Origin of the sequence: Corallococcus exiguus, assembly GCF_009909105.1 — a bacterium.
Classification (GTDB): Bacteria; Myxococcota; Myxococcia; order Myxococcales; family Myxococcaceae; genus Corallococcus; species Corallococcus exiguus.
In genome coordinates, this window is sequence record NZ_JAAAPK010000003.1 from 653,149 (window position 1) to 674,448 (window position 21,300).

General features: G+C 67.0%; 18 protein-coding genes. 11 read left to right on the plus strand and 7 right to left on the minus strand.

Annotated features, from left to right (window positions below):
• The first annotated feature begins 154 nt into the window (after positions 1-154).
• The gene (locus GTZ93_RS14145; RefSeq protein WP_126934687.1) at positions 155-871 is read left to right on the plus strand and encodes a hypothetical protein; all 717 of its coding nucleotides are present in this window, start codon (positions 155-157) and stop codon (positions 869-871) included.
• 70 nt (positions 872-941) lie between these two features.
• Here GTZ93_RS14145 and GTZ93_RS14150 read toward each other — a convergent pair whose 3' ends face one another.
• From GTZ93_RS14150 to GTZ93_RS14160, 3 genes are read right to left on the minus strand one after another with little or no spacing between them, the layout of a single operon-like run.
• On the minus strand, positions 942-1,892 hold the full coding sequence (locus GTZ93_RS14150) for a DMT family transporter (RefSeq protein ID WP_139917977.1): 951 nt from the start codon (positions 1,890-1,892) through the stop codon (positions 942-944).
• Positions 1,865-2,890 (minus strand): tRNA epoxyqueuosine(34) reductase QueG, encoded by a 1,026-nt coding sequence (queG, locus tag GTZ93_RS14155; RefSeq protein ID WP_139917979.1) that lies wholly within the window; start codon positions 2,888-2,890, stop codon positions 1,865-1,867. Before queG ends, GTZ93_RS14150 begins: the two co-directional genes overlap by 28 nt.
• A 3-nt stretch (positions 2,891-2,893) precedes the next feature.
• The gene (locus tag GTZ93_RS14160; RefSeq protein WP_120577259.1) at positions 2,894-3,454 is read right to left on the minus strand and encodes a cob(I)yrinic acid a,c-diamide adenosyltransferase; all 561 of its coding nucleotides are present in this window, start codon (positions 3,452-3,454) and stop codon (positions 2,894-2,896) included.
• A gap of 103 nt (positions 3,455-3,557) precedes the next feature.
• On the opposite strand from GTZ93_RS14160, the gene GTZ93_RS14165 reads away from it, so the two are divergent.
• From GTZ93_RS14165 to GTZ93_RS14185, 5 genes are all read left to right on the plus strand, one after another.
• Positions 3,558-4,352, plus strand: a complete 795-nt coding sequence (locus GTZ93_RS14165; protein WP_139917981.1) for a thymidylate synthase — start codon at positions 3,558-3,560, stop codon at positions 4,350-4,352.
• Complete coding sequence (locus GTZ93_RS14170; RefSeq protein ID WP_139917983.1) at positions 4,349-4,837, plus strand: dihydrofolate reductase; 489 nt, start codon at positions 4,349-4,351, stop codon at positions 4,835-4,837. Before GTZ93_RS14165 ends, GTZ93_RS14170 begins: the two co-directional genes overlap by 4 nt.
• A gap of 63 nt (positions 4,838-4,900) precedes the next feature.
• A complete protein-coding gene (locus GTZ93_RS14175; RefSeq protein WP_139917985.1) occupies positions 4,901-5,128 on the plus strand; it encodes a hypothetical protein in 228 nt (75 codons plus the stop codon).
• 129 nt (positions 5,129-5,257) lie between these two features.
• A complete protein-coding gene (locus GTZ93_RS14180; RefSeq protein WP_120577255.1) occupies positions 5,258-7,138 on the plus strand; it encodes an FTR1 family protein in 1,881 nt (626 codons plus the stop codon).
• A 12-nt stretch (positions 7,139-7,150) separates the two neighbouring features.
• The gene (locus tag GTZ93_RS14185) at positions 7,151-7,897 is read left to right on the plus strand and encodes a GlsB/YeaQ/YmgE family stress response membrane protein (protein WP_257979145.1); all 747 of its coding nucleotides are present in this window, start codon (positions 7,151-7,153) and stop codon (positions 7,895-7,897) included.
• Here the strand turns inward: GTZ93_RS14185 and GTZ93_RS14190 are convergent, their stop codons facing one another.
• Together GTZ93_RS14190 and GTZ93_RS14195 are read right to left on the minus strand one after the other, a co-directional pair.
• Positions 7,898-9,424 (minus strand): MBL fold metallo-hydrolase, encoded by a 1,527-nt coding sequence (locus GTZ93_RS14190; protein ID WP_139917989.1) that lies wholly within the window; start codon positions 9,422-9,424, stop codon positions 7,898-7,900. It abuts the gene before it with no gap.
• Positions 9,425-9,441: 17 nt separating this feature from the next.
• Entirely contained in the window at positions 9,442-10,740 is a 1,299-nt protein-coding gene (locus GTZ93_RS14195; protein ID WP_120577252.1) for an HD domain-containing protein, read from the minus strand.
• 168 nt (positions 10,741-10,908) lie between these two features.
• Here GTZ93_RS14195 and GTZ93_RS14200 point away from each other — a divergent pair, with 168 nt between their 5' ends.
• The 4 genes from GTZ93_RS14200 to GTZ93_RS14215 all read left to right on the plus strand — a co-directional run bounded on the left by GTZ93_RS14200 (position 10,909) and on the right by GTZ93_RS14215 (position 16,912).
• Positions 10,909-12,009: a D-alanine--D-alanine ligase family protein gene (locus GTZ93_RS14200; protein WP_139917991.1), complete on the plus strand. Its 1,101-nt coding sequence runs from the start codon at positions 10,909-10,911 to the stop codon at positions 12,007-12,009.
• Positions 11,948-12,376: a GNAT family N-acetyltransferase gene (locus tag GTZ93_RS14205; RefSeq protein WP_233597048.1), complete on the plus strand. Its 429-nt coding sequence runs from the start codon at positions 11,948-11,950 to the stop codon at positions 12,374-12,376. The genes GTZ93_RS14200 and GTZ93_RS14205 overlap by 62 nt, the downstream gene beginning before the upstream one ends.
• A 42-nt stretch (positions 12,377-12,418) precedes the next feature.
• The gene (locus GTZ93_RS14210) at positions 12,419-13,948 is read left to right on the plus strand and encodes a transglutaminase-like domain-containing protein (protein ID WP_257979146.1); all 1,530 of its coding nucleotides are present in this window, start codon (positions 12,419-12,421) and stop codon (positions 13,946-13,948) included.
• Positions 13,949-14,026: 78 nt separating this feature from the next.
• A complete protein-coding gene (locus GTZ93_RS14215) occupies positions 14,027-16,912 on the plus strand; it encodes an HD domain-containing protein (protein WP_139917995.1) in 2,886 nt (961 codons plus the stop codon).
• A 44-nt stretch (positions 16,913-16,956) separates the two neighbouring features.
• Here the strand turns inward: GTZ93_RS14215 and GTZ93_RS14220 are convergent, their stop codons facing one another.
• Positions 16,957-19,056, minus strand: a complete 2,100-nt coding sequence (locus GTZ93_RS14220) for a thioredoxin domain-containing protein (protein WP_139917997.1) — start codon at positions 19,054-19,056, stop codon at positions 16,957-16,959.
• A gap of 161 nt (positions 19,057-19,217) precedes the next feature.
• On the opposite strand from GTZ93_RS14220, the gene GTZ93_RS14225 reads away from it, so the two are divergent.
• A complete protein-coding gene (locus GTZ93_RS14225) occupies positions 19,218-20,552 on the plus strand; it encodes an ArnT family glycosyltransferase (RefSeq protein WP_161662816.1) in 1,335 nt (444 codons plus the stop codon).
• 57 nt (positions 20,553-20,609) lie between these two features.
• Here GTZ93_RS14225 and GTZ93_RS14230 read toward each other — a convergent pair whose 3' ends face one another.
• Positions 20,610-21,278 (minus strand): hypothetical protein, encoded by a 669-nt coding sequence (locus tag GTZ93_RS14230; RefSeq protein ID WP_139921914.1) that lies wholly within the window; start codon positions 21,276-21,278, stop codon positions 20,610-20,612.
• Positions 21,279-21,300: the final 22 nt, after the last annotated feature.

Below are 21,300 nucleotides of genomic sequence, written 5' to 3' on the forward strand. Positions count from 1 at the left end.
CGATATCGCGGGGGGCTCGCCCAGGAAGCTCGGAAGACTGGTAGCTTTCACATTTGCCATGCGTCTTCTTCCGCGCCTCGTCGTCCTCAGCTTCCTGTTTGGAACCCCTGCCCTGGCCGGTCCCGTCCCGCCCGGATGCGAGGAGGACGCCACCATGTGCAAGGAGGACTGCACCATCGAGTACGGCGGCAACGGCGCCGCCATCAAGAAGCTGACGCGCTGTTTCGACAGCTGCCTGGACAAGCGCACCCAGTGCACCCGCCAGTTCAACGCGGTGAACAACCGGGCGCCGGACGCACCGGAGGCCGCGCCCGAGCGCCGGACGAGCAAGACGGAAGCGGCCAAGCTGCGCGAAATCGAGGAGAAGGACCGCCGCCGCGAGGAGGATCCTTTCGGCGACGAGGAGAACAAGCAGCCGCGCGCGAGGCCGGTGCGCGACTCCTACGATGATCCGCCGGAGCCGCCCCCGGAGCGCACGGGCTACCGCGCGTCGGACGAGAAGCCCGCGAGGAACAACGGGCGGCAGCAGGCGGCCGTCCCGGCGAAGGCTCGGGAGCCGGAGCGCACGCCGCCCCCGCCTTCTCCGGCCGTGGCGCCCGACCCGGAGCCCCGTCGCTCGGAGGCCCCGGACATTGACGCCTTCGCGGAGCCGCCGCCCCGCGCGGATCCGCCCCCGCGCAAGCCCGAGCCGAAGCCCGTGGTAGCCGAGCCCGTGCAGCCGAGCCGCTCGGACGACGACGACGCGCCCGCCCCTCCGCCTCCGCCGGTGGCGAAGAAGGAGCCGCCGCCCCGTATCGCGCCGCCGCGTCCCACCGTTCCGGCGGAGCCCGCCCGGAAGGACATCTCCGAGTGGGACCCCAACGGCGACTGACGCCGTCTCCCGCACAGCACGCAGCCAGAGGCCCTCCGCGAGGCATCCTGCCTTCGGGGGGCTTCGTGCTTCAGCCCGCGCGCACCACCACCGGCGCGGCCTTCACCGGCGCGCCCTGCGTCAGCCGCACGCCCACGAGCACCAGCGCGCCACCCAGCGCCAGCTCCCAGTGCAGCGCTTCGTCCAGGAACAGCCACGCGACGAGCGCCGTCACCGCCGGCTGCAGGTTGGAGAAGATGGCCACGCGCGACGCGGGCACCTTCGACAGCGCGTAGGACCAGAGCAGGTACGCCACCACCGACGTCATCAGCCCCACGTACACGATGGAGGCCTTCGCCGCGGCGCTGGAGGCCCACAGCGCCTCGGGTTCCAGCACGAATGGGGCGAGCGGCAGCTGCAACACCGTGGCGACCGTCATGGTCCAGGCCGTCGCGCGCAGCGGTCCATGCTCGGTGGCCAGGGGCTTTCCTTCTGTCGTGTAGACCACCCACGCCACCACCGCCGCGAGGATGAGCAGGTCTCCCCCCAGCGTGCCCCGCGCGCTCGCGAGTCCCCGGCCCAGAAGCAGCACCACCACGCCCACCAATGCAGTGAGGATGCCCGCCGTCGTCCGCGTGGACGCGCGCTCCCGTCCAAGCACCAGGCTGGCCACGTACACGCCCAGCGGTGTGAGCGCGTAGAACAGTGCCGCGTGCGCCGCCGTGGAGCGCGACAGGCCGGAGAAGAACAACGTCTGGTTCACCGGCCCGCCCATCAACCCCAGCAGCACGATGCGCGGCCACGCATGGCGCGGCGGCAGCTTGGGCCCCGGCGTCACCGCTAGCAGCGTCACGAACGCGACGCCGCAGACGAGGAAGCGCCACAGCACTACCGTGAACGGCGACAGCTCCGTCATCGCCCGCTTGGCGGCCAGGTACGTGCCCGCGCTGATCAGCACCTGCACCGTCAGCGCCGCGTACACCCGCCCGAGCGGCGGCGTCGCGGAGGACGGCGTCACGGCTCCAGTTGCAGAAGCGCCCATCGTGCGGCGCTGCGTACCAGCTCGCTGTCGTCGCCGCTGAGTTTTTCGAGCAGCGGCCGGGCGTGCACCTGCCGTGCGACGCCGAGTGCATACACAGCGTTGCGCCTCAAACCGTCGTACCGCGCGCGCGCCAGCGCCGTGCCTGGAATGAGTTCCTTGTATTGCTCGGGTGTCAGCCCCGCCAGCTCCAGCGTGCCCAGCGACGCCACCGCGCGGGGCACGAAGCGCTCGTCTTCCGCGAACACCGGCTTGCGGTTCAGCGGGCACACCTGCTGACAGATGTCGCAGCCGAAGATGAGGTTGTCGAACTTGAGCCGGAACGCCTCCGGCACGTCACGGTCGCGGTTTTCAATCGTCTGGTACGACAGGCACGCGCGCGCATCCACCTGCCGGTTGCCCACCAGCGCGCCCGTGGGACACGCCATGAGACACCGCCGGCAGGAGCCGCAACGGTCCGCCACCGGTCCATCCGGGTACGCGTCCACCTCCGCGTCCAGGATGAGCGTGGCCAGGAGCACCCACGAGCCGTGCGACTCCGTGATGAGGCAGCCGTTCTTGCCCACGTAGCCCAGGCCGCCGCGAGCGGCCCAGACCTTCTCCATCATCGGCCCGCTGTCCACGCCGCCGTAGGTGCCCAGCCCCGGGTACCAGGCGTTGATGGTCTTCCGGAACGCCTTCATCCGGTCGCGCAGCGTGGAGTGGTAGTCGCGGCCCCTCGCGTAGCGCGCGATGGGCGAGCCCTGCGAGGGCTCATCATCCCGCCAGTAGTTGTTCGCGAAGGACAGCACCGTGCGCGCGCCCGGAAGGAGCACCGATACGTCGAGCCGCTCCTCCGCGCGCGACCCCATCCAGTCCATGTCCGCGTCGTAGCCGGCCTCCAGCCACGACATCAGCGACGACGGCGGAATGGGCTCCGCGCGGGCGAAGCCGATGAGGTCGAAGCCCACGTCCTGGGCGAGCTGCCGGAGCCGGGCAGTGGGCAGTTGTGTCGCGTACACGGCTTACTTCGTCGGCTTCTCGGGGATCCACTTCACGTCCGGCAGCCCGGCGCGGAAGTTCACCAGCCGGGCCACCACGAAGAGCAGGTCCGACAGGCGGTTCAGGTACATGGCCACGGCGGGCGGGGCCTTGTCCTCGCGAAGCAGCGTCACCACCCGGCGCTCGGCGCGGCGGCACACCGTGCGGGACAGGTGCAGCGCCGCGGCCGCGGACGAGCCTCCCGGGAGGATGAAGTGCGTCATCTTCGGCAGCTCCTCCTCGTAGCGGTCGATGTGGCGCTCCATCTCCTCCACCCACTCCGGGCGCAGCTCCGGGATGTGGGCCGCCGCCTTGGTGTGCGGCGGTGTGGCCAGCACCGCGCCCACCGTGAAGAGCTGGTCCTGGATGCGCTGGAGGAAGTGCTCCAGGTCCGCCGGCAGCGGGAACGTGCGAGCAAGGCCCAGCGTGGCGTTGAGCTCGTCCACCTCGCCGTAGGCGTCCACCAGCGCGTCGTCCTTCGCCACGCGGCCGCCGCCGAAGAGGCCCGTCTCTCCTGCATCGCCGGTCTTCGTGTAGATCTTCATCGCAGCCCTTGTTTAACGATGCGACACGGTGACGCCGTGCGCGGGTGGACAGCGGCCGATATTTTGCTCGCCTGCCCGACCCCTCCTAGGGAAAAAGGGGCCCATGCAGCCTTACCTGAGTCTGATGGAGCACGTCCTGAAGCATGGGACGAAGAAGGGCGACCGGACCGGCACGGGGACGCTGAGCCTCTTCGGCCACCAGCTCCGCTTCGACCTCACCCAGGGTTTCCCCCTGGTGACGACGAAGAAGCTCCACGTGAAGTCCATCATCCATGAGCTCCTGTGGATGCTCCGGGGTGACTCCAACGTGCGCTCGCTCCAGGAGGTGGGGGTCACCATCTGGGACGAGTGGGCCACCGCGGACGGAAGCCTGGGCCCCGTATACGGACACCAGTGGCGCTCCTGGAACACGCCGGACGGCGGCCACGTAGACCAGATGCGGCAACTGGTGGACGGGCTGAAGAAGAACCCGGACTCGCGCCGGCACCTGGTGAGCGCGTGGAACGTGGCGGACGTGCCCTCCATGAAGCTGCCGCCCTGCCACGTGATGTTCCAGTTCTACGTGGCCGACGGGAAGCTCTCCTGCCAGCTCTACCAGCGCAGCGCGGACATCTTCCTGGGGCTGCCCTTCAACATCGCGTCGTACTCGCTGCTCACGATGATGGTGGCGCAGGCCACGGGCCTCACCGCGCACGAGTTCATCCACACTATTGGTGACGCACACCTGTACCTGAACCACGTGGAGCAGGCGCAGGAGCAGCTGAAGCGCGAACCGCGCCCCCTGCCGCGCATGCGCCTGAACCCGGACGTGAAGGACCTGTTCGCCTTCCGCTACGAGGACTTCACGCTGGAAGGCTACGACCCGCACCCCGCCATCAAGGCGCCCGTCGCCGTATGAGCCCGAGCATCTCCGCCATCGTCGCCATGGCAGCGAACCGCGTCATCGGTCAGGGCAACACCCTGCCCTGGCGCCTGCCGCCGGACCTGGCCCGCTTCAAGCGCCTCACCATGGGCCACACCCTGGTCATGGGTCGCAAGACGTACGACTCCATCGGACGTCCCCTGCCCGGCCGAACCACCGTGGTCCTCACCCGCCAGCGCGACTGGGCCGCTCCGGCAGGTGTCCGTGTGGCCCACTCCGTGGACGAAGCCCTGGAGCAGGCGCGCGGCGACAGCGAGGTCTTCATCGCGGGCGGCGCGGACATCTACGCGCAGACACAAGCGCTGTGGCAGCGGATCTACCTCACCCGCCTCGAACGGGACGTCCCCGGCGACGCCTTCTTCCCATCCGTGGACCTCGGCAGATGGAGGTTGGTGGAGGAGGACCGATACCCGGAGGGTGACCTGCCCTTCGGTTTCTTCACCTACGAGCGTCAGGGCTAGCCCTTATTCCTGGCGTTCTCTGGCTGACTTACCGTGCGGGTTCCTCTCACCGAAGGAGCGTGCATGCGTCGTCGTCTGGTTCGTGGACTGGGGCTGTTCGCGGCGCTGGGCCTGGCGGGCTGTGGCGGACCCATCGAGGAAGGCACGGCCGCGGAGCTGGGGGCGCAGGAGCAGGAGCTGCGGCTCTGCCCGGACAGCGGAATCTGTCCCGCCGGTGAGGTCTGCTACTTCGGCCCGGGCGGCGCCTGCTATCCGTGCCGGCAGTACCCGCAGTACTGCGAGCTCGATTAGCGCTGAGTCGTCCCCGGGAACACCCCGGGTGTTGACCCGTGTGCCCCCCTCGGTTCCTGAGGGGGGTCTCATAAATTGATCTTGATTCGCAGAATTGAACACCCGTGACGTGGTTGGTAGAAGACGGCCGTGAAACACGCCGCCTCCCTCACGTTGTGCCTGCTGCTCGCGCTGTCCTCTTCTGCCCGGGCTGAAGCTCCGGCCACCGACGAGGGGCGCACCTGGCACCGGCTGGTGGGCATCCTCCAGTACCTCCAGGCGGACTATCCGGCGGCGGTGTCGTCGCAGTCGGAGTTCGAGCTGACGGAGCAGAAGAGCTTCGCGGCGGAGGCACTGTCAGCGGCGAAGGACCTGGGCCCGGCGGCGGCCACGTTCGTGCCCCGCGTGGAGGCCATCCAGGCGCGCGTCAACGAGGCGAAGGACCCGGAGGGCGTGAGCCGCGACTGCGGTGAGCTGGTGGAGAGCCTGGTGCTGGCGGGTGGCCTGGCGCGCAGCCCTCGCGTGGCTCCGGACCTGGAGCACGGCAAGAAGCTGTTCCAGGCCAACTGCACGGCGTGCCACGGCGTGGAGGGCAAGGCGGACGTGGCCATCGCGGCCAACATGGAGCCTCGGCCGGCGAACTTCCACGACCCGGAGCTGATGGAGGACGGGCTCACGCCTTACAAGGCCTTCAACACCACCAGCTTCGGCGTGCCCGGCACGGCGATGCCGGCCTTCCCCACGCTCACCGAGGACGACCGCTGGTCGCTGGCCTTCTTCGTCTTCACCCTGCGCCAGCCGCCGTGCCAGGGCGAGCCGCCCAACGTGTCGCTGGAGCGGCTGGCCACGTCCACGGACGCGGAGCTGGCGAAGACGTTCGGCGCGGACAAGGTGGCGTGCCTGCGCCAGAACATGCCGGACGCGGACGAGGAGAAGGTGCTGCTCAACGCGCGCGCGGCGGTGGGCCACGCGATGCGCATGGGCGCGGAGGGCGACTACGTGGGCGCGAAGAACGCGCTCCTGGACGCGTACCTCAACGGCCTGGAGCCGGTGGAGCCCAAGCTGCGCGGGCGCGATCCGGAGCTCACCCAGAAGCTGGAAGAGGCCTTCATGCAGGCGCGGCTCGCCGCGGAGCGCAAGAGCCCGCACCTTCAAGACGAGGGGCGTGAACTGCTGTCGCTGTTGGACCAGGCGCGAAAGACGACCGGGAGCACCACGGACCTACTGTCCGTGGCGTGGCTCACGCTGCTCATCCTGCTGCGTGAAGGCTTCGAGGCGACCATCATCGTCACGGCGCTGCTGGCCGCGCTGAAGAAGATGAAGGCCATGGACCAGGTGCGCGTGGTGCACGCGGGCTGGGTGTCCGCGCTCATCGCGGGTGCCCTCGCGTACATCGTGGGCCGCAAGCTGCTGGCGGGCGCGCAGCGCGAGTGGCTGGAGGGAATTACCGCGCTGGTGGCGGTGGGCATGCTGCTGTACGCGGCGCTGTGGCTCAACGCGCGCGCCAACGTGAGCCACTTCATGGGCGAGCTGCGCCAGAAGATGCAGGGCGCGCTGGGCCGGGGCAGCACGGTGGGCCTGTTCGTCATCGCGTTCACGTCCGTGCTGCGTGAGAGCTTCGAGACGGCCATCTTCCTCCAGGGCCTGGCGGTGGACTCCGCGGCGGGCGTGGTCTGGGGCGTGGTGGGCGGCATCGTGGCCCTGGCGGTGCTGGTGCTCTTCATCAACCGCATGGGCTACCGGCTGCCCATGAAGACGCTCTTCAACCTCTCCACGGTGGTGATGGTGGTGACGGCGGTGATGCTGCTGGGCAAGGGCATCCACTCGTTGCAGGAGGTAGGCGCGCTGCCGCTGGTGCCGGTGCGCTTCATCTACGTGGACATGCTGGGCCTGTATCCGGATGCGCTGTCGTTGGTGCCGCAGGCGCTGCTGGCCGTGGCGCCGCTCGTCTACCGGGCCCTGCGCCGCCGCCCTCGCGAGGAGACGCCCACTTCCGGTGACAGCGCGACGCCGACGCAGCCCTTGCGGTAGCCTCAAGTCCTGGTGAAGCGCACACGTCTGTCCACACTTCTCGCCCTGCTGCTCGTGTCGGGCCTGGCCTCCGCCCAGGAGACCCCGGCCGAGCCGGCACAGGTTCCCGCCGGGAGCCTCACGCCCCCACCGCTGGTGGGCGCGCCGGACGAGGACGTGCCTCCGCCCCCGGACGTCACCCAGGGTGACGAGGTCCCGACGCGCACCTCCGTCCCCTCCCAGGCGCTGCCTTCCGTGAAGTCCGCGCCGCCCGCCGCGAAGGACCCGGTGCCGCGCGTGGCGGTGGAGGTGCTGAGCGGCACGGCGGGCGGCGTCGTGGGCGCGACGGTGCTGGGCTCGGTGGGGTACCTGCTGGGGTCCGCCACGGTGGGCTGTGACGAGTGCCTGGTGATGGCCGTCGCGGGCGCCGCGGCGGGAGGCATCATCGGCATCCCGGTGGGCACCTACGCGGGCGGCCGGTTCATGGGCGGGCGCGGCCGCGTGGGCGCGACGGTGGCCGGGAGCATGGTGGGCTGGGGCGCGACGTTCCTGGCGCTCACGCTGGTGAACAGCGGAGGCACGGAGGCGCCGCCGGCCCTCAACGCCGCCCTCTTCATCCTGCCGGTGGTGGGCGCGAGCGCTGGCTTCGAACTGTCCAATGCCAATGCCCTGCGCCAGGAGGCCGCGATGCAGGCAGCCCCCGCTCCGACCGTGCGCCTGATGCCCGTGGCCACCTACAGCAGCAAGGGCCCGCACCTGGGCCTGATGGGCAGCTTCTAGCTAAGCCCCGACGCGGAACCAGGTGAAGGACTCCTCGCGCACGCGGCCCTCCGCCACCAGCTTCTCCAGCGAGGCCAGGGCGCTGCGCTCCGCCACCGGATGCAGCAGGGGCGGCGTGTCCGCGTAGGCCGTGGCCACCACCTCCGCGAGCGTCGCGCCCGTCGCGGGTACGGCCTCCAGGATGAGGGCCTCGCGCTGGGCGCGGTGACGCAGGTACTCGTTCAGCTTGCCCGGGCCATCCGGCACTGGAGACCCGTGCGCGGGGTACAGCGTGGTGACGGGCCAGTCACGCAGTCGCTTCAGCTGCGTGAGGTACTCCACCATGTTGCCCTCCGGCGGGTCGATGACGATGGAGCCCACGCTCGCCACCATGTCGCCCACGATGGCCGCCTTGCTGCGCGAATCCACCAGGCACAGGTGCCCACGCGCGTGCCCCGGCGTGTGCAGCACGTGCCAGCGCTGCACCATCGGCCCGTCCAGGTTCAGCACCTCGCCGTCCTCCAGCAGCCGCTCCACCGGGAAGTCCAACCGGTCCGCCGTGCGCGCATGGCACCAGAGCGGAATGCCCAGCCGCTCCTTCACCGCGAGCGCCCCGCCCACGTGGTCGCCGTGGTGGTGGGTGAGCACCACCGCCACCGGACGAGCGCCCTCCGCCTTCAGGCCCGCCACCAGCGACAGCAGCTTCGCGTACTGCTTCACGTCCGACGAACCCGGGTCCACGATGAGCAGGTCGCCCGTGCCCAGCACGTATGCGTTGGTGTGCGTCGCCGGAGGCAGCGTGGGCGTCTCCAGCGCCACCACGCGCACGCCGCGCTGGAACTCGATGCGCTGGGCCACGTAGCCCGGGCAGTACGGCGGCGTGCTCAGCTTCGCGCGCGCGTCCGCTTCGTTCGTGAAATCCGACAGCACCTGCAACGCGTGTTGCGCGGGCGGATGCAGCAGCGCCGTGCCGTCGCTCCAGCGAGACAGCGCGTCCTCCGGGCGGATCCACGCGCCCTCCGTCAGCTCGCCCGGGATGATGCTCGCCGCCGCGCCCTCCGGCAGCTCCACCAGGTAGAAGCGCGTGTCGAAGCGCACCGGGATGGCCGGCGGCGTCACCCAGCGCCCCGCGGGCTTGAGGTCCTCCGCGCGCAGGGACAGCGTGTGGCGCGTCAGCCACTCGCTCCACTTCACCGTGCCCGCGAGCAGCCCCGCACGCCCCTCCTCCAGCGCCTCCGGAGACAGCGCACGCGCGCCTTCCGCCACCAGCACGCCCGCCTCCTCGAACAGCTCGCGCGCCGCGGCGGAGCGCAGCGCGGCCTCTTCTCCCTGGGCGCCCTGCACGGGGACGTCGTGGTCGTCCTTGTCCAGCTTGCCGCCGGGGAAGGCATAGAAACCGCCCGCGAAGGTGAGCGCGCGCTCGCGCTTCACCCAGAACACCTCCACGCTGGCGTGCATGCGCCGGTAGAGGATGACCACCGAGGAGGGCCGGGGCTCCACGGGAGTGTGGGGCGCGAAGAGGCCCATGCCAGGAAGGGGCTCGCTCATGGTTGCACCGTCGTCCTTCAGGATTGCGTCGTCTGGCCGAGCAGCCGGCCCATCATCTCGCGCGCCCGCTCCGCCTGGTCTGGCCGGACGTAGAGCCGCGTCAGTCGCACCGCGCCACTGTAGCGCTGGTAGAGCGGCGTGTAGCGCGCCACCTCCGTCAGCCGCCCCGTGGACACATCCAGGATGAACAACCCCGGGTTGCCGCCTGCCCCGGAGGACCCCACGTACTTGCTGAGCGCTCCCTTGGACAGCACGGTGTAGTGCTCGAAGCCGCCGCTGGTGAGCGCGCTGTTGAGCACCTCCAGGTCGTAGCCGGTGTCGCGCTCCGTGAACTGCGCCAGCAGCTTGAAGCCCTGGCGGCGGCTGATGCGCTCCGCCCACCGGTTCTTCGAACGGCGCAGCGTGTACCAGAGCGCCGCGTCGTCGCAGAGGAGGAAGGCCTCCGGGTCGTGGGGAATCTCGAACTCGCCGGGCGTCTCCTCGTAGTACCGGCGCAGCATGTGGTCGAAGTTCACTGACGTGTGGTGCAGGTACACCGACACGAACATGTGGTAGCGGCTGAGCAGGAAGTCCTCGAACGCGAACGCCGCCGCGCGCGACAGGGCCAGCACCGCCCTGCCATCCTTCACCGCCGGGTTCAGGTTGGAGACGATCCAATCCATGTCATACCGGCCGTAGTTCACGCCCGTGTAGAACGAGTCGCGCAGCAGATAGTCCATCCGGTCCGCGTCCAGCTCACCAGAGACGATGGCGCGCAAGAGCGGCGTCCAGTCCACGCCCTTGTACGTGAAGCCTGGATCCTTGGGAGGCTTCGCACCGGTAATCAGCGCCACCGCCGCCATGGGGGTGATGCCGCGCGAGCCGAACTCCTTCTGGATGATCTCCGTCAGCGAGCTGTCCAGGAGCAGCTTCGCCGTGTAGTCCTCGTGGGTCGCCTGCTCCCCTTCCGCCACGGAGTCCAGCCAACCAGGCAGCCGCAGCAGCGACCGCCGGGGCGCGATGCGCTCGGACGCGTGCGACAGGGGCATGTGGCCCAGGTCGTGGCAGAGGACCGCCAGGCGCACGGCGGTGCAGAAATGTTCACGCACATCGTCCGGCAGGTCGGAGCGGCTGGCCACGGCGTTGAAGACGCGCGAGGCGACGAACATGGCGCCCAGGCAGTGGGCATGGCGGGTGTGGGTGGCGCCGGGGAAGGCCATGTCCCCGAAGCCCAGCTGCCGGACGTAGCGAAGACGTTGGTAGAAGCGACTGTCGATGACGGCCTTCTCCGGGTCGCTCACCGGGATGACGCCGTGGATGGGGTCGCGAATCCGCATGTCGTCCTTGTCGGGACCTGAAGCCGGGGGTGGCCGGTTTCCGCTCCGACGGGTCCACCCACCGTAGCGCATACCCTGGCAGGCGGTAGCCCTGTGAGGGACCGACCGGCCACCACGCCACAGGCTGGGAAGGTCCGTGGGGACGTGCTAACCCTCGGGGCACTCCGAATGCACATCATCCTGCTGCACAATCGTGACCACGACCTCCTCGAGGACGACCCCGGGCGCGAAGCCCGCGAGGACGTGGTCCGGGTGGCCGAGAGCCTGGCCCACGCGCTCAGCCGGGACGGCGTGGTCGCCGAGCCGCTCGCCATCGAAGGAGACAAGCTGGACTTCGTGGAGGCCCTGCGCTTCCTCCAGCCCGACCTCGTGGTGAACCTCTGCGAGTCGCTGGCCGCGGACAGCCGCGGAGAGATGGCCGTCCCCTGCCTGCTGGACGCGCTGGGCCTGCCGTACACCGGCTCGTCCGCCCTGTCGCTGGGGCTGGCGCTGCACAAGCCCAAGGCCAAGGACATCCTGCGCGCCCACGGCGTCTCCACCCCCGCCTCCTTCGTGGTGCGCAAGCGAGAGGACGCTCTGGCGGTGGACCTGCCGTGGCCCCTCATCGTGAAGCCCGCGCGCGAGGACGCCAGCGTGGGCATGGACTTCGACTCCGTGGTGACGGAGCGCTCGGCGCTCGTGCGGGCGTGCGAGTCCGTGCTGCGCACCTTCCACCAGCCCGCGCTGGTGGAGCAGTTCATCCAGGGGCGGGAAATCTACGTGCCCCTGCTCGGCAACAGCCCGCGTCAGGCGCTGCCGCTCACGGAGATCCACTTCGGTCGCGCGTTCGACGGCCGGCCGAACATCGTGTCGTACCGGGCCAAGTGGGAGGCGGAGTCACCGGAGTACCGGGACTCGCCCACGGGGCCCTGCCGGCTCGACGCAGTGCAGGAAGCGCGTTGCATCCAGACGGCGTTGGAAGCATTTGCAGCGCTGGATTGCCAGGACTATGGACGCGTGGACCTTCGGGTGTCGCCCGAGGGTGTGCCGTACGTCATCGACATCAACCCCAACTGCGACCTTCACCCGGGCGCGGGGTACGCGAAGGCGGCGCAGGCCGCCGGCATGGACTACGCGACCCTGGCCTCGCGACTCGTGGAGGTCGCTCTCGAAAGAGCCCATGGAAATCCGCACACTCGAAAGAAAGGACCGGGAACCGCTCGCCGCGTTGATCCGGCGAATCGAAACCTTCTCGCAGGAGGAGCAGGACTGCGCCATCGAGCTGGTTGACACCGCGCTCACCGCGGGCAACCGGGACTACTCCATCCTCGTGGCGGACCGCGGGCAGGACGGCGGCGGGCTGGTGGGCTACTGCTGCTACGGCCCCACGCCGATGACGGAGCACGCGTTCGACCTGTATTGGATTGCCTCCGCGCCGGAAGTTCGCGGCCAGGGCATTGGCGCGCAGCTGGTGTCCTCCATGGAGGGCGACCTGCGCCGCCGCAAGGCGCGGCTCATCCGCGTGGAGACGAGCGCCACGGAGGCCTACGGCCCCACGCGCGGCTTCTACGCGTCCATGAAGTACGGCGAGGAAGCGCGCCTGCGCGACTTCTACAAGCAGGGTGACGACCTCATCATCCTGACCAAGCGCCTGTAGTCCCCCATCAGGAGCGAGCAGATGCCTTCCATGAACCGACCGATGCGACGCACCCGTCTGGGATTGTTGAGCCTGCTCGCCCTGCTGACAGGGGCGCCCTCCGCGGCCTGGGCCCAGGCCCCCGCACTGAAGAACCAGGTGAAGGCCGCGGCGGCCAAGGCGCAGGCGAAGACGTCCCAGGCCCCGCAGGCCCAGGAGCTCTCCGACGCGCTGAAGGCCCCGCGCCCCAAGGGCGGCGAGTACTTCGGCCTGTACCTGATGGACAAGAAGGTGGGTTGGTTCTTCACCGACCTGACGGTGCTGCCGGGCAACAAGGCGCAGAGCATCAACGAGCTCATCTTCAAGGCGCAGGTGGGCACGCGCGTGTCGGAGCGCGTGCACCGCGAGGTGCGCGTCTACGAAGCGAAGCCGGGCGGCAAGCTGCTGTCCTTCACCGTCACGCAGAAGGGCGACGGCGGGGACAACGAGCTGGTGGGCACGGTGACGGGGGATTCCCTGCGCGTGGTGCGCAAGCGCCCGGGCCAGCCGGATGAAGTGCTCAAGCCCATGCCGCTGCCGAAGGAGACGGTGGAGGACGCGGACCAGGCGCGCGTGGCGCTGCTTCGTGGCCAGAAGGTGGAGGGCTCGACGCTGGACGGCACGGACCTGGAGACCTACCGCACCGTCACCACGGTGGAGGCGCCCGAGGAGCAGATGCTGGGCGGCGTGAAGGTGAAGCTGTCGCGGGTGAGCACGCTGTCGGACAAGGAGAAGGTGCCGGTGGCGGCCTTCCTGACGTCGGACGGCAAGATGGTGCGGGTGGACTTCGGCCAGACGATGCAGGCGCGGGCCGAGTCCGAGTCCGTCGCGAAGCGGATGGACCTGGTGGAGGTGTTCGGCCTCACGCGCGTGGTGCTGCCCAAGCCGCTGCCCGCGAAGGCGCGCGAGATTCCCGGCCAGGTGAAGCTGGTGATGAAAAACCTGCCGGAGAAGTTCCAGCAGGACACGTACCGGCAGAAGTACCAGCGGCTGCCGGACGGCCGCGTGGAGGTGACGCTGCTGGCGGCGCCGCCTTCGCCCAAGGGCCGCGCGGCCCGGCCGGTGGCGGACCCCGACAAGGGGGAGAACCTCAAGTCCACGCTCGCGGTGGAGGCGGACGCGCCGGCCATCAAGGCGCAGGCCAAGAGCATCATCCGCGAGGAGAAGGACGCGTACACGGCGGCGCGGATGTTGTCCGCGTGGGTGTACAGCAACCTGCAGAAGGACTACGGCGCCAGCGCGGACCGGGCCACGGACGTGCTGCGCCAGAAGAAGGGCGACTGCACGGAGCACTCGCTGCTCACGGTGGCGATGCTGCGCGCGTCCGGCATCCCCGCCCGCCGCGTGGACGGCGTCATCTACATGGTGAACTCCGACGGCGTGCCCGCGCTGTACTGGCACGAGTGGGTGGAGGCTTTCGTGGGCGAGTGGACCCAGTTGGATCCGACCTTCAACCAGCCCGTCGCGGACGCCACCCACTTCTACGTGGGCTACGAGGGGAACGCGGAGATCACGCCCCTCATCGGTTCGCTCCAGGTCACGGACGTGAAGTAGTCCGGTGCACCAAGAACCGGTACTCACCAAGACAGTCGCTTCTCGCTCAGGACTGCGTCAACTTAAATACAGGCAGCCATGCCAACTAATTACCTGCAAATTCCCAAGCAACTAAACAGTGTTCTTGGCCGGAATCCCAAGCTTCAGGGCGCCATAATGCTTAGTCTCGGCGAGTTCGAGCCCTGGATCGCAGACAACAAGCTTCCATTCTTCCCCGAATATACCGACCACGGACCGACGCACATCAACGAGGTATTCATAACCGCCGAAGCACTAATACATGACAACACATGGGAGCACATTACACCCGAGGACTCATCTGCTCTCATACTAGCCATTCTTCTTCACGACTGCGCAATGCACTTAAGTGAAGATGGATTCATTGCGCTGCTCAAGAATCCAGATTGGGCGAAGCCAATCGTTTCTATCGACTCCGCATCTTGGCCAGTTCTCTGGAACAATTTTCTACAAGAGGCAAGCCGCTTCGACGGCCGGAGACTAAAGAAGCTCTTTGGGGATACTGAGCCCATCAGGCCTCCTCCGCTCAACTCCAATGACATGAGCAGGAGAGACCGTCTCCTAATTGGAGAATTTCTTCGTCGGCATCATCCACGACTGGCTCATGAAATTGCGTTATCAGGCATTCCTGGACCGACCAAGACGCCATTAAAGCTACAAGGCATCGAACGCAAAACCGCAGACATTTGCGGCCTCATTGCACGAAGCCATGGCATGGATTTACGACAAGCCGTCGAGCATCTGCCAATCGATGAGCGTCGTGAAGTTCGTGGCATCCATGCTCCTTTCATCATGGGCGTACTGCGGGTAGCAGACTACCTGCAAATCCATGCAGAGCGAGCGCCTGCAAAATTACTCAACGTACGAGCGCTTCAAAGCCCTATCTCAACTGGTGAATGGAAGAAGCACGACTCCATCGACAACATTCACAGTAGACATGATGATCCCGAAGCACTCTACATCAAAGCGCTTCCTTCTGACGGAGGAACATACATAGCTCTCAAATCCCTCTTCTCATCAATCCAGAAGGAACTCGATGACGTCTGGGCGGTACTAGGAGAGCTATATGGGCGGATCTCAGGATTAGACAGCTTTGGAATCATGCTTCGTCGCATTCGGTCAAATCTTGACGACGAAAAGACATTTGCTGCAACAGCAGAGTATGTGCCTGGCCAAGCTGAGTTTCGCACAGCCAGCGCCGACTTGCTTAAACTCCTAGTTGGCCCACTATATGGCGATTCTCCAGAAGTCGGCATCCGCGAGCTAATGCAAAACTCGGTCGACGCATGCCGCGAACTCTCTGACTATCTAAAGAGTCGCCAAAGCACACCCAAACCCGAACTAACTCAACAAGACGCTGACGTCGCAATAACCGTCGAAAGAGACAGCAAGTTCGCAACAATCACCATCAGCGATCGCGGCATTGGGATGACCCCCGAGATCGTAAAAGACTACTTCCTTAAAGCCGGAGCATCATTTCGAAGCAGCGACGCGTGGAAGAAGCAACACACAGATGAATCTGGCCATTCCCGAGTAGCCAGGAGCGGTCGTTTCGGAGTGGGCGTACTCGCCGCTTTCCTACTAGGGGAGCGAATTGAGGTATCAACCCGCCACATCTCGCAAGCCAGGGGGATATCATTTTCCGCGGGCATTGACGATGAGTTGGTGGAATTGCGCTACATTGAGCGCCCCGTCGGGACAACCATTCGAATCAAGAGCAACGCCGCCGAAACAAAGGCACTAACAGCTTACGACGCCAGATGGGATTGGTACTGCCTTAACTCTCCCTCCGTAGTGCGAACAATCAAAAACAAAGGGGCTCGAGAACTAAAACAAGACCACCAAATACCGGACAGCAACGACCCTCTCGACCACCAGTGGCGCCGAATCAGCCATGCCCAATTTTCAGACATCCAGTGGACATACTGGGACAACAACTCCAGTCCAGCACTAGCCTGCAACGGGATTCAAGTCCCTATCGGCAGAGACTACGACGACTACAATGACGAAGCCCACCACGACGATCCTGAACCAGAGTACCAATACGAACAACTCCCTCGCATTGGCTTCCGAACTCCTCGCGTATCGGTCTTCGACCCCGACGGGCATCTCCCACTAAACCTACAACGGACTTCGCTAACCACACGCAAGTTTCCCTTTCATGACGAACTCTACGACGACGTCTGCAAAGACTTCATTGCCTACCTACTCGTAAACCACCCAACAATCCCACCCAACAGTCACAAATGGAATCGGTACAACTCGACCACAAATATCGGACCGACAACAGAATGGACCGAAACATGGCTCAGTGAGTCCGGATGGGGAATTTCCGAGTCATCGATATTAACCCAGATGAAACACAATACAATACTAGCACCAAGCCGTCCCGGTCGCATCTGGGAGGACTGCCTCAAAACACCGAACCATATGGTTCTCCCATATCAATCGCTCTCGGCATCCTCATTCTATAGTTGGATTCGCTCAATGCTGAGTCCTCACTATAGTTCCTGTGGTCCCCTAGGCTCATTAGCCGCCCAAGGCCGACGATTGCTTCTTAGCAAGCCCGAGTACGATCGCATCAAGAAGCACAGCCTGATTGCAAAAGGGCTTTGGGCCAACTACGCCGAAGAATGGTCAAATAAAAATTGGATCATCCTATCGTCTGGCACATTCAAATCCGACGACAGTAGTCTTCGACAAATGGCCGACCGCGCTCCCGCAGCCGAATTCGAAGCGGTTTCAGAATGGCACTTGACTGAAACGCAACCTCAAATCAAGGATTCCAGAGTCGGCAGAATCTGGCGTGAAACAATTGGCTCCGCTATGGTTCCGTTTGACATGGCCGAACGAGAGCGACGGCTCGACAGTGCCTACGTGAAACTTAAGAAATATATTGAGGCTCACAAGCTACTTCAAAAGGATGAAACAGACTCAGACGCCTGACTTTCGGCGCACTGCGCCATTTGCCTATATGTTTCGGGATGTCATCAAGGGACCGAATTTTCATTGGGTACACCAATTGCTCGAATTAGATCGTTCGGCGATCTAATGGGCCGCTCGCAGACGAAGCCGCGGCAGAGGTACGCAGCGCCCTTCCCTTCCACCGGGTCGCGTCCCTCGAAGAGCTCCTGGAGGCGCGCGGGCGGAGCGGAGCCCGTGTCGTTCCAGCCGAAGGAGAACACGGGCGCGTAGGTGCGGTTCGCTGCGGCCAGCAGCGGGGCCACGGCCTCGCGAGTCCCCGCGAAAGTGACGCCCGACGCGCCGTCCACCAGCGAGTCCGCCGCGAGCCCCAGGTGGCCGTAGCCCATGGGGTTGCGCACCAGTTGGTCGTGCAGCTTGGCGACGTAGTGCTCCGGCTGATCCAGGTGGCACACGTCACCGGTGAGCGCGGAGAGCGTCACCTGCGCCTCGGTCAGCGTGGACGCACCTGACGGGAAGGCGTTGTCGAAGAGGGAAAAGGCCGCCACCACCAGGTCCTTCTGTCCCCGGGGCGCGGACAGGTACGCCTGCTTCTCCTCGTCCCAGAACAGCTCCACCGCGCGGTGCGCGAGCGCGTCCGCCGCGTCCAGGTACTTCGCGTCGAAGGTGGCCTGGTAGAGCGCGGTGAGCCCGGAGGCGAAGTCGCCGTAGTCCTCCAGGAAGCCGTCGATGCGGCCCTGGCCGTGCTGGTACGAGCGCAACAGCCGCTTGCCGTCCCACATCTTCGCGAGCACGAAGTCCGCCGCGCCCGCCGCCAGCTTCGCCCAGTCCGGACGGTCGAACACGCGCGACGCCAGCGCGAGCCCGCGGATCATCAGTCCGTTCCAGCCCGCCAGAATCTTGTCGTCACGGCCCGGCTTCACGCGCTGCTCGCGCAGGAGGAAGAGGACGCGGCGCGCTTCGGCCAGCTCCTTCTCCACCGCCTCCACGGAGCGGCCCTGCTCCTTCGCGAGCTGCTCCACGGGGACGACGACCTCCAGCACCGTGGCGCCGTGCTCGAAGTTGCCGCCGGGCTTGATGCCGAAGTGGCGCAGCACGGTGTCCGACTGCTGGCCCACGGACAGGGCCGCGCGGACCTCCTCGGGATGCCAGACGAAGAACTTCCCCTCCTCGCCTTCGCTGTCCGCGTCCTGCGTGGCGTAGAAGCCGCCGTCCGGGTCGGTCATCTCGCGGCGGACGTACTCGACGGTCTCCTCCACGACCTTGCGCCAGAGCGGCCGTGACTCCACCTGCTCTGCTTCCGAGTACAGGTGCAGGAGCTGGGCGTTGTCGTAGAGCATCTTCTCGAAGTGGGGCACCAGCCAGCGCTCGTCCACGGAGTAGCGGTGGAAGCCGCCACCCAGCTGGTCGTAGATGCCGCCCAGCGCCATGCGCTCCAGCGTGCGGAACACCGCGGCCTTGAGGGGCTCGCCGCCGCCGCGCCGCCACGCGCGCAGGAGCAGCGCCACGTTCATGGGGTTGGGGAACTTGGGGGCGCCGCCGAAGCCACCGTTCACCGGATCCATGCGTTTCAGCATGGACTGGCCCATGGCGACGATGTCCTCCGCGGACAGGTGCGCGGGAGCGGCGTCCAGTCCGTGGGTGGACAGTTCTCCCAGGCCCTCCTGGAAGCGCCGGGCCTGCTCCTCGATTTCGTCCGCCTTGTTCTCCCAGGCGTCGCGCAGCGCGGTGAGCAGGCGCGGGAAGCCGGGCCGGCCGTAGCGGTCCGAGGGCGGAAAGTAGGTGCCGCCGTAGAACGGGCGCAGGTCGGGAGTGAGGAACACGGTGAGGGGCCAGCCACCGCCCTGCCCCATGAGCTGCACGACGCCCTGGTAGATTTGATCCAGGTCGGGGCGCTCCTCGCGGTCGACCTTGATGTTGATGAAGCCCTCGTTCATCAGGCGCGCGATGTCCGGGTGCTCGAAGGACTCGTGGGCCATGACGTGGCACCAGTGGCACGCGGAGTAGCCCACGGAGAGCAGGATGGGCTTGTTCTCCGCGCGAGCGCGGGCCAGGGCTTCGTCCCCCCAGGGGTACCAGTCCACGGGATTCGTGGCGTGCTGGCGCAGGTACGGCGACGGCTCCTGGGCCAGACGGTTGGTATGAGCGGAGGGGGGATGGTCTGCCATGGGGTACTCCCGGTGTGCTGCGGCTTCGCGGCCCTTCACATTGTGAGCCTGGGTTCGCGGGGGCAAGCTGAAATGGTCTCACTCCCCGCTGGCCAACGGCCCTCCGGTGCGCTTTGTCCAGGGGCGTGCGTGCGTCCGCCCACTCCAGCCCCGGCCCGGGAATGAAGGCGTGCCTCGTCCTGGTGGCGATGGGCGTGGGGGTGCGGCTCGCGCTGGCGATGGGAACGGACGTCTACTTCGACGAAACCTATTACTGGCAATGGGCCCGGCATCTCGCATGGGGATATTTCGACCATCCGCCGATGGTGGCGTGGCTCATCGCCGCGCTGGGCATCCGGGGGACGGCGCTCCTGTGCGGGCTGGGGACGGGCGTGGCGGTGTGGGGGCTGGCGCTGGACGTGTATCGGTCCAGGGACGCGGCCTGGAGGGCGCTGGCGCTGTGGAGCGCGGTGCCGGTGGGCATCCTCTCCGGAGTCTGGGCCACGCCGGATTCGCCCATGCTGCTGTTCTGGGCGCTGGGGTTGTGGGCGCTCTACCGCGAGAAGTGGGTGCTGGCGGGGCTGACGTGTGGCCTGGCGCTGCTGTCCAAGTATCCGTCCGTGCTGCTGGGGCTGGCGTTCATGGTCGCGGCGCTGCGGGCTCGGCGGTTGCCGGCGGGAGCGTGGGTGACGGCGGGGCTTGGGTTGCTGTGCTTCCTGCCGGTGGTGTTGTGGAACGCGAGCCATGAGTGGGTGGGCTTCAAGTTCCAGCTGAACCACGGCCTGGGCGGGCGCGGAGGGTGGGCGACGTTCGGCGAGTACGTGGCGGGACAGTTCGCCATGGGCGGGCCTGTGCTGTTCCCACTGGCGCTGGTGTACGCGGTGCGCGGGCCGAGGGAGCAGTTCCTGCTGCGCATGGCGGCGGTGATTCCGCTGTTGTTCTTCGGCTACGCGGCGGCAAAGACGCGGGGCGAGGCGAACTGGCCTGCGGCGGCATACGTGGCGGCGTGCATTGGGGTCGCGGGGATGCGGCCGGTGTGGCAGCGGGCGGCGGCGTGGAGCGGGATGGCGGTGGTGCTGGCGGTGACGTCGCACCTGTTGTTCCCGGTGCTGACGTTCGAGCGCGACGTGGTGCTGGCGCGGACGCACGGCTGGGGCGTGCTGGAGCGGCTGAGGACGCCGGAGCAGTTGTTCCCGGGCATGGTGCCGGGGCCCACGGCGGTCTACGCGCCCACGTACCAGCTGGCTTCGCAGGTCGCGTACACGGCGGGCGTGGAGACGGACACGGTGGGGCCGTCACGGCGCAAGAGCCAGTATGACCTCTGGCCTGAGCTGGAATTGAAGCCGGGACAGGACGTGCTGTGGTGTTCGGAGAACGGCGCGGCGCCTCCGGAGGAACTGGTGCAACGCTTTGGTTCCGTGGAGGGCCCGGTGAAGCTCACGGGGGTCTTCCGGAGGCGACGGCTGCACACGTTCACGGTGTGGCGGCTGAGAGAATCCAAGACCACCAGGGACTGAGCTGACACGCGCAATGCACGCCCCCGGGAGCCCCGAGGGCGTGGCAATGCACTCACGTCACGGACAGAGCGTGCCTTCGCGGCGGCACACGCGGTCGCCGCAGAAGCAGGAGTAGCCCGACTGGCAGGGGCCACACTGCGGGGGCGGATTGGTGCCTCCGCGGTAGCCCTCACCCGTCACGGTCGCGGTGGCGAGCAGCGTGGTGTGCGCCCTGCCCGAGTAGAGCTTGAACGCGAAGGTGTTGCCCGCCGTGATCCAGGGCGCGGCCTGGCAGAAGTTGTCGCCACGCGCGAAGAGCACCTCGGACTGGTTGTTCACGCTCAGCCAGACCTCTCCCTCGGTGACGCCGCTGACATCGAAGCAGATGTTCGTCGTCCCCGTCTGCGTCACATCCAGGTTGATGCGCACATTCGTGGGCGTCGCGCTGATGGTTCCGACGATGGGATCCGGCTTGAAGCAGAGGGTTTCGTTGTAGCCCAAGGGCGAACACGAGTAGCCCAGCGCCGAGCAGTGCGACGAACAGAGTTGACCGACACGGGTGTAGCCGACCGGGCAATTGAGCGTATGGGAACCGCAGAGGGAATAGGTGACGGCGTTCTCCTGGGTCGCGATGGATTCGCTCCCAGCCCCTTCGACGGATGCCCCCTCCTCTCCTGGCTCCTGGAACTCAGGGCCCGAGCAGGCCAGGGCGAACGTGGCAATCATCAATGACAGGATGCGCTTCATGGACATCACTCCTCGTACGGGT